At 39.6% G+C, this 8223-nt stretch carries 8 protein-coding genes; 3 read left to right on the top strand and 5 right to left on the bottom strand.

The genetic code is table 11. The features are described from left to right. Nucleotides 1-899: hypothetical protein (locus Q8907_09545; GenBank protein ID MDP4274508.1), on the bottom strand; the 899-nt coding region annotated here is incomplete at its 3' end. A 290-nt stretch (nt 900-1189) separates the two neighbouring features. Between Q8907_09545 and Q8907_09540 the strand changes: the two genes are divergently transcribed. Further along, complete coding sequence (locus Q8907_09540) at nt 1190-2590, top strand: serine hydrolase domain-containing protein (protein ID MDP4274507.1); 1401 nt, start codon at nt 1190-1192, stop codon at nt 2588-2590. Beyond that, a complete protein-coding gene (gene buk, locus Q8907_09535) occupies nt 2562-3632 on the top strand; it encodes a butyrate kinase (GenBank protein MDP4274506.1) in 1071 nt (356 codons plus the stop codon). Before Q8907_09540 ends, buk begins: the two co-directional genes overlap by 29 nt. Here the strand turns inward: buk and Q8907_09530 are convergent. From Q8907_09530 to Q8907_09520, 3 genes are all read right to left on the bottom strand, one after another. Next, nucleotides 3629-4678, bottom strand: coding sequence for an oxidoreductase (locus tag Q8907_09530; GenBank protein MDP4274505.1), 1050 nt, complete (start codon nt 4676-4678; stop codon nt 3629-3631). The two genes, buk and Q8907_09530, sit on opposite strands and share 4 nt — an antisense overlap. A 32-nt stretch (nt 4679-4710) precedes the next feature. Then, nucleotides 4711-5475 carry a thioesterase gene (locus Q8907_09525; protein ID MDP4274504.1) on the bottom strand — a complete coding sequence of 255 codons (765 nt, stop codon included), beginning with the start codon at nt 5473-5475 and terminating at the stop codon, nt 4711-4713. A 73-nt stretch (nt 5476-5548) separates the two neighbouring features. Beyond that, entirely contained in the window at nt 5549-6910 is a 1362-nt protein-coding gene (locus tag Q8907_09520; GenBank protein MDP4274503.1) for a TrpB-like pyridoxal phosphate-dependent enzyme, read from the bottom strand. 348 nt (nt 6911-7258) lie between these two features. Between Q8907_09520 and Q8907_09515 the strand changes: the two genes are divergently transcribed. Next, nucleotides 7259-7729: a type I restriction enzyme HsdR N-terminal domain-containing protein gene (locus Q8907_09515; GenBank protein MDP4274502.1), complete on the top strand. Its 471-nt coding sequence runs from the start codon at nt 7259-7261 to the stop codon at nt 7727-7729. A gap of 287 nt (nt 7730-8016) precedes the next feature. Here Q8907_09515 and Q8907_09510 read toward each other — a convergent pair. Further along, nucleotides 8017-8223: hypothetical protein (locus Q8907_09510; protein MDP4274501.1), on the bottom strand; the 207-nt coding region annotated here is incomplete at its 5' end.

Below are 8223 nucleotides of genomic sequence, written 5' to 3'. Positions count from 1 at the left end.
TAAGACAGGTCGCTTTCTTTGCTAAAAACGATTTTTTCAATTTTATAACCTGTTTCTTCCAGACTGATGACAACTGCAGCTCTAAAGTTGTCCAGAATAATAACCGATGGCAATTTTACAGAATAATGGTTCAGAGCTTTCAATACCACATTCTTAATATAATTGATCTGAATAGAACTCATATATCTCGCACCCAGCATAATTTTCACCAGATCAATCCTGGAAACTTCCAGCATTCTGTCCATTTTTTTCATTTTCAGATATTTTCTTTCGCTGGTGTTCAGGAAAAGATTGACAAACTCGGCCGGTACCCCGTTCAGACATTGTAATTGCCCGGATTTTTTTAAAAGGTAATATTCTTTTTTCGCTTCCTTCTGCGTTACAGGGATATAATAATCCCATTTTTTTGTCCGCTTATATGTTTCTGTGACCGGATCAGGTTTCCATTTTGATTGCGGGCGCACCATCAGGGGGGAGGTAATTAAAAGCTGCTTACTCTGCAAGCTATATAGAAGGCAATTAATAAAATGCGCCCATCCCCCGCCCAAAGTATGATGAATGGTACTCCAAAGAGTCAAAGAATTTCCGTTATTTTCCACTGAATCCGATTCACTATCCAGTCGCTTCCCCTTAAGTTGGTCAATGAAAGTTTTATTTAAAGTTGCCGGATAATAAATGAATTGTTTATCTGTAAGAAGTTTCATGGAATCCATTACGGAATGAGGCAAAGTTCCTGCATCCAGGATAAAACTCGAATCGTTGGAAAGAGTCAAATGCAATTCAGTAGCTGTTGTCCATTGCAGATTGGCTACATTTGAGCTATCCGCAACCGTTTGGGATAAAACTAAAGAAATATCGGCAAACAAACAAGTCAGTAACAAACAAATAAATTTCATCATAATTTCAATATTTTTATATTTTTTGATGGATCAAATTCAAAACGAATGTTAGCTGGAGTACGGAATATAAGGCGAATTTGTTACATCCGCAAATAAATTGGAAATTATTATTAAAAGGATTTTTGTTACATCAATTTTTCAAATTTATAGCTGGGAAGGTCCAAATGTTAAAATATGCTAAAAAGCTCATGGATTAAAGATAATTTAAAAAACAAAAAGGATAAAATGATACATTTGTAAAGATCAACTATTTGTAGAAAACAACGTACATTAAAAAACAAGTATTGATAATGAGGCATTCTTTCACATTTCCAGCAATTTTCAGTTCACTTTTTCTAATTTTCACCATTGGATTTTCAGACAACCTAAAGGCAAGCGATAACGGGAAAATCATATTTTCGAAAACAAGCACTTCATACAAAGGTCTGATTAATAGCTACTCATCCAATCCGATTATGGATCAAATAGACGATCATGTGGATAATTTTTTGCACAAATGGGGTGTGGTAGGTGCTTCCGTTGCTATTGCAAAAAATGGACGGATGGTTTATGCCAAAGGCTTTGGATATGCTGACAGGGAGACAGGAGAACCGGTTAAACCAGGCAGTTTATTTAGAATTGCAAGCGTTTCAAAACTAATTACCGCCACCACGATCATGCATTTGGTAGAAAAGGGCGAATTGAAATTGACAGACAAGCCCTTTGGTCCCCAGGGGATTTTAAATGATCCGGCCTATCAAAAAATTGCAGATCCAAGGGTAGGCACCATCACGATTAATCAATTACTCAATCATACGGGAGGCTGGAATGTCAGATTTGGAGATCCTATGTTCAGGCCCATAGGGATAGCAAGGTTTATGCATTCTACTCCTCCTGCAGACATGAATACCATTATCCGTTATGTTCTTGGTCAAAAATTGAGTTTCGAACCCGGCACAAGGTATCATTATTCAAATTTTGGTTATGCTGTTCTGGGAAAGATCATTGAAAAAATCACCGGCATGAACTATGAAGCCTATGTGGATCAGTCCATTCTCTGGCCACTGGGAATCTTTGATATGCGCATTGGCAAAACTGCCCCTGAAGACAGGATGCGAAATGAAGTAAAATACTATGAAATGGGGAAAATTCAGAAAACTGTCCCCATAGATGGTTCCAAACAACTTGTCCCCAGATCCTATGGAAATGACATTGAAGACCTTGAAGGAGCAGGAGGTTGGATTGCTTCGGCTGCCAGCATTTTGAAATTGGTGGTTGCCATAGATGGGAATGACGGAAGTCCGGATATTCTTTCATCCGAAAGCATTAAAACCATGACAGACCCAGTTCTTACCGGATACAGGCCATTGGGCTGGATCCGTATTGATGACCAGGGAACCTGGATGCGTACCGGAACCATGTCTGGCTCTTCAGCCGTGGTAGTCAGGCAAAATGATGGCGTTGACTGGGTAGTGCTCTTCAATTCAAGCATTCAATATAGATTTTTAATTCACAAAGATATGTTTCGTCTCATGAGCCAGGTTATCTCAGGTCTTTCGACCTGGCCGTCCATAGATTTATTTTGTTATTATCAGTTACCGCCCATTGATCCTATCCGGATATTAAATGTAATACCGCAGGATTCTGACTTAACGAATGTCAACAATTTTATGGCCTCAAATTATGGAACGTACGTTTATCCTAACTATTAAGCCCGAAAAAGATCTGACCCGTATTGGCATTTTTTATAATGCCAATGCAGTATTTTTGAAATCTGTCAAGCACAATTCTATAGAATTGTCAGAAAGCAACATCGAAAATGAAGCCGCTGTCCGGGCCAACGCCATATTGGATGAGCTAAAAACCGAAGTACAAATTACGGACATTAAAATAATTATGGCACGTGGCGGTCTGCTGAAGCCCATTCCTTCAGGGATTTATGAAGTGAATGAAAAACTGGAACACGATCTCATTCATTCAGAAATCGGAATACATCCGGTTAATTTAGGAGGATTAATTGCAGCCAGTATTGCCAGGCAAATTCAGGATTGCAGGGCTTTCATTGTTGATCCCGTCGTAGTGGATGAGATGAACGACATTGCCCGTTTCACAGGGCTGCCCATGCTTCACCGCAGCTCTATCTTTCATGCATTAAACCAAAAAGCAGTAGCCCGCCGGCATGCCAGGGCCTTGTTGAAAAATTACGAAGAACTCAACTTGATTGTCGCCCAGATTGGTGAAGGAATCTCTATTGGCGCACACTGTAAAGGGAAAGTGATTGATGTCAACCAGGATTTTGACGGAGAAGGCCCGTTCTCACTCAGAAGCGCCGGAACCCTTCCGGCCGGTGATCTGGTCAGGCTTTGTTTCAGCGGAAAATACTCTGAAAGCCAAATCATGGAAATGTTGCGCGACAAAGGTGGAATCTTTGCCTACATCGGGACCAAAGATATTTATACATTACAAAAACGCCTGGCTGAAGGCGACCCACAGGTTAAGCAGCTTTTTGAAGCCATGGCTTACCAGATCTCAAAATACATCGGCTCCCTCTCCCCTGTTTTATACGGGAAAATTGATGCCATCATCCTTACCGGCAACCTGGTAAGCGACAGATGGTTTGTAAATTTAATCATTGAAAGGATTAAGAATCTTGCGCCGGTATATATTCATGCCGGCGAAGATATTATTGAAGCTCTTGCTCAAAATGGCCTGATGGTCCAAAAAGGCGAAGCTAAAATCCTGGAATATAATTAGGATATTCTAACTGTTGTTTGCTTTTCGGAACTTTCAAAAGCAGCCCGGATAATTTTAATTACAGCAAGCGATTCCTCTGGCTTGACCTCCAGAACTTCATTATTGCGAATAACCTGATAAATATTCTGGTAATATTTTTTATAATCTCCTGCAATGGTTTCTACTTTCCCCCGGTAATGCAATCCATTCAGCTGGGTATTTAAAAGTCCCCAGTATTCTTCTTTTTCTTGCCCCCATTCCGGTTGTACCGGGATTATCCCGCTTCTCATGGCATCTTCCTGGGGATCCATGCCGTATTTGATAAACGAACCATCTCTTCCGTGCAAAACAAAACGTGGAACAGATTCCCTGACCAGGTAACTGGATTTCAAAGTCACTGCAAATGCCGAATAACCCAATCTGATATTGAAATAATCATCGACTTCAGCTCCTTCACGCATATTCCGGATATCGGCCGTAACGCTTTCGGGCATTCCAAAAAGAACCAATGCCTGATCAATCAGATGAGAACCCAGATTGTAGACAGTGCCACTGCCATAAACTGACTGTTCCTTCCAGGATTCAGGTTTTAAATAATTTCTGTAACGGTCGAAATTGGATTCAAAATAAACCAGTTTCCCCAATAATCCTTGATGGACAATATTTTTTACAGTTAAAAAGTCACCATCCCACCTCCGGTTTTGAAAAACACTTAAAACCTTGTGCTTTTCTTTGGCAAGACGAATCAACTCTTCGCAGTCCTCAACTTTAAAAGTAAATGGTTTCTCCACTACCACATGTTTGCCTGCCAGCAAAGCTTTCTGAGCCAGTTCGAAATGTGTATGATCGGGTGTGTTCACCACAACCAACTCAATATCCGGATCACTGATCAGGTCATCAAAAGAGCGGACAATTTCTGCCTGAGGAAACCTGTCCCTGGAATTATCATGATGCCGCTCCAGGATTTTTTTCAGGTTAAAACAGGGGAGGGCTGTTAGCAAGGGTGCATGAAAAGCCATCCCGGACAAACCATAAGAAGCTAAACCAACCGAAATTATTGATTCCATAATATGTTTCAATTAATTACAACTGACCAACCTTATTTTCTAAAGCCAATTTTTGCCTTACAAATATCCTTTTTATCGTTTTCCCTGACCAGCATTGCAGAAATCTGACCTGACAAATCAGGCTGTTCATTTTTAGTGGCCAGAATCATATCCCCTGCTTTGCATTCGGAAAGGAAATTTATTTCCAGGTCATGTATCTCAGATCCTGCAAATAAACGATCAGAACAAAGATCACAAAGCCATTCGATATACTTTACGTTATTTACATGCTGGTTTACATCCAGATCGCTGTAACGTACCTGATGGAATGGGGCAGGTTCATTATTTCCCGAAAAAGGTATTTTTTTCAAACTTTTATTTACCGCATGCCTTTGGGTTAAAAATTTGCGGTCTTCATAAAAATGATCCAAGCGCTGAGGCCTTCTTTGTTCAGTATCCAAAACAAGCCAGGCACTGGTGGCTTTACCGATTATTTTGTCCGACTGATCAAGTACATAAAAATCCCTCAAAGCGAACAAACCGTCAGTACCCTTGGGCCAGGTTTGAACTTTAATGGTATCGCCCCAATGCGGGTACTCATCCAATTCAAAATAAAGCCTTGAAAGTACCCACAACTTTTTATCATCCAATAAAGTCTGAAATCCCATTCCAATGCTTTCGGCATGGTTCCAGGCACTTTCCTGGAGAAAATGACATAAACCCGAAAATTTAGCCTTAGTATCGAAGTCGGCCTCGTAAGAATGAATTAAAAAAGAATATTCCCCTAAAAGGGATAAATCGTATTGCTGACTGGTCATTGTTTACTGTATTATACAACACTGGTCAGCTTCAAAGCAAAGCTGACCAGCGCTTTTAAAGATTGAAACAAAATTAAATAATTTTGTCTAACTGGGATACGCTTTTTGAGATTTCGTTATCAGATAAATCGTAATTTTCGAGCATACCGTCAAAATATTTGGCATAAGAGGGTAAATCAATAATTCCATGGCCAGAAAGATTGAAAAGAATGGTTTTAGGAGTTCCTTCTTCTTTGGCTTTTTTAGCTTCACGAATAGCACAGGCAATAGCATGTGACGATTCAGGAGCAGGGATAAAACCTTCGTTACGGGCGAAGGTCACACCGGCTTCAAAAGTTTCTGTCTGAGGAATAGATTGGGCCTCTATCAGCTTATCCTTTAAAAGCTGGCTGGCCAGAGAGCCGGCGCCATGATAACGCAAACCTCCGGCATGAATGGAAGCAGGTACAAAATTATGCCCTAAGGTAAACATTGGCAATAAAGGAGTGAAACCGGCCTCATCACCAAAATCATATTGAAAAATACCCCGTGTAAGCTTTGGACATGAAGAGGGCTCAACAGCAATGCAGCGGATATTCTTATGTTCAGCAAAATTCAAATGCAGGAAAGGGAATGCCACACCGCCAAAATTTGAACCGCCGCCAAAACATCCGATTACAACATCAGGAAAATCATCAGTTTTTTCAAATTGTTTGACACATTCCAACCCCAAAATCGTCTGATGAAGTATTACATGATTCAAAACACTGCCCAGGGTATAATTTGTCTGAGGGTCTTTAACCGCCATTTCCACTGCTTCAGAAATAGCAATGCCCAGACTGCCCGGGCAATCCGGATCTGTAGCCAGGATCTTCCGCCCGGTTTCAGTAAGATTACTGGGAGAAGCGACAACGGAACCACCCCAGGTATTCATCATGATTTTCCGGTAAGGTTTTTGTTTGTAACTCACCTTCACCATAAAGACTTTTACGTCCAAACCAAAATGCTGGGCAGCCATGCTGATGGCACTTCCCCACTGGCCGGCACCTGTTTCGGTGGTCAAATGCTTAATTCCTGCTTTGTAATTGTAATATGCCTGCGGGATAGCGGAATTTGTCTTATGAGATCCGGCAGGACTGACACTTTCGTTTTTATAATATATTTTAGCAGGAGTATCCAGGTATTTTTCGAGATTATAAGCCCTTACCAAAGGAGTAGGCCTCCATATCTTGTATAAATCTCGTACTTCCTCGGGAATGTCTATCCAACGTTCCTGTGACATTTCCTGCTTGATCAGTTCCATCGGGAAAATAGCAGTCAAATCTTCGGGTTTTGCAGGTTGCCTGGTAGCCGGATTCAAAGGAGGCATAGGTTTATTAGGCATATCAGCTACTACATTATACCATTGCTCAGGCATTTCAGCTTCTGTTAAAAAAATTTTCTTCTCTGTGCTCATAAATTTAGGTTTTATTTGTTTCTTGCGAAAAAGACATAAAAAAAGGCAAACTGTTTTAAACAATCTGCCTTTCAAATATTATATTGATTTGCTCAGTATAAGACACGATTGTTTAATACCCGCAGGCAACGCCACAACCACCAATTAAATATCATCTTACTGAGAAAATTCATTTTCTTTTATTTTAGGGACGCAATTTTATAAATAAAATTTAAAATCTCAAAATATTTTATGAATTTAAATAAAAAAGGAAGTTGAAATTAAAAAAATCATTTGAATAAGATATTTTTGTTAAACATATCAAATCGAATAACTTTCAAGTTGATTTTTTAGAATTAAGAGAATCTTATGGATCCATTAAATTTACCTGCCTATTCATTTAAAATAAGGACAGAAAACCAGAAATCGTACATCTTTGATTCCATCCGGAAAAAACATGTACTTCTGACTCCTGAGGAATGGGTACGGCAAAATTTTATTCGTTTTCTAAATGAGGAGAAACATTATCCCCTGGGCCTGATTGCGGTTGAGACACCATTTAAAATCAACAGGTTGACCAAAAGAAGTGATATCGTGGTTTTCAAGCGGGACGGTAATCCCTGGATCATGGTGGAATGTAAAGCCCCGCAGGTTGAAATCGCCCAAAAAGTGATTGATCAGATTGCCCGGTATACCTTACATTTCAAAGCTTCATTTCTAATTGTCACCAACGGTTTGCAACATTATTGCCTGAAGCTAGACCAATCTTCTCAAAAATATACCTTTATCAAAGAGATTCCGGATTATGAAAATATGATAGAATCAGGAATTGCAAGGTAGTACCGGTAATACCCAATGTTTTGCATTTATAAAACAGGAAATCATATTCGTCAATGCCGTTGACTTCAGCCAAATATCGGGTATAATTTTATGATGCTGAATTTGGGCTAAAGCCCAAGAAATATCATTATATCATCAGAATCCGTCAGCTGAAGCTGACGGCAATAAAAGACAAAAATAAAGGGCATAAAAACTAAAACTGATGGCAATGAAGTAAAAATCAAGGATTGTGAAAGCTAAAGCTGACGGCAATGAAAGCCGGAATTTAGAAGAATGAAAAGATTAAATTATTTTCTAAAGAGGCTTCTGCGGTTCAGATCAATTTCTTTACACAAAATAATGATGCAAAGTTCTTCAGCAGCCGCATAAACAGCAACCAGGAAAACTCCTTTTGCCAGGTAAATATTTTCCACTAAAGGAATAACGACGCAGGAACAGAAAATCAATGATCCCGTAATTTTATTGGCTATGGAGTGAATAAAGGTTACTTTCCC

The sequence above is a fragment of the Bacteroidota bacterium genome (assembly GCA_030706565.1).
Classification (GTDB): domain Bacteria; phylum Bacteroidota; class Bacteroidia; order Bacteroidales; family JAUZOH01; genus JAUZOH01.
Note: the sequence above shows the minus strand (reverse complement) of the source record. Positions and strands in the feature narration are given on the sequence as shown.

Bases quoted from the DNA above. Each gene is read 5' to 3' on its own strand.
- Q8907_09540 (MDP4274507.1), top strand. From the start codon at position 1,190: ATGAGGCATTCTTTCACATTTCCAGCAATTTTCAGTTCACTTTTTCTA.
- buk (MDP4274506.1), top strand. From the start codon at position 2,562: ATGGAACGTACGTTTATCCTAACTATTAAGCCCGAAAAAGATCTGACC.
- Q8907_09530 (MDP4274505.1), bottom strand. From the start codon at position 4,678: ATGGAATCAATAATTTCGGTTGGTTTAGCTTCTTATGGTTTGTCCGGG.
- Q8907_09525 (MDP4274504.1), bottom strand. From the start codon at position 5,475: ATGACCAGTCAGCAATACGATTTATCCCTTTTAGGGGAATATTCTTTT.
- Q8907_09520 (MDP4274503.1), bottom strand. From the start codon at position 6,910: ATGAGCACAGAGAAGAAAATTTTTTTAACAGAAGCTGAAATGCCTGAG.
- Q8907_09515 (MDP4274502.1), top strand. From the start codon at position 7,259: ATGGATCCATTAAATTTACCTGCCTATTCATTTAAAATAAGGACAGAA.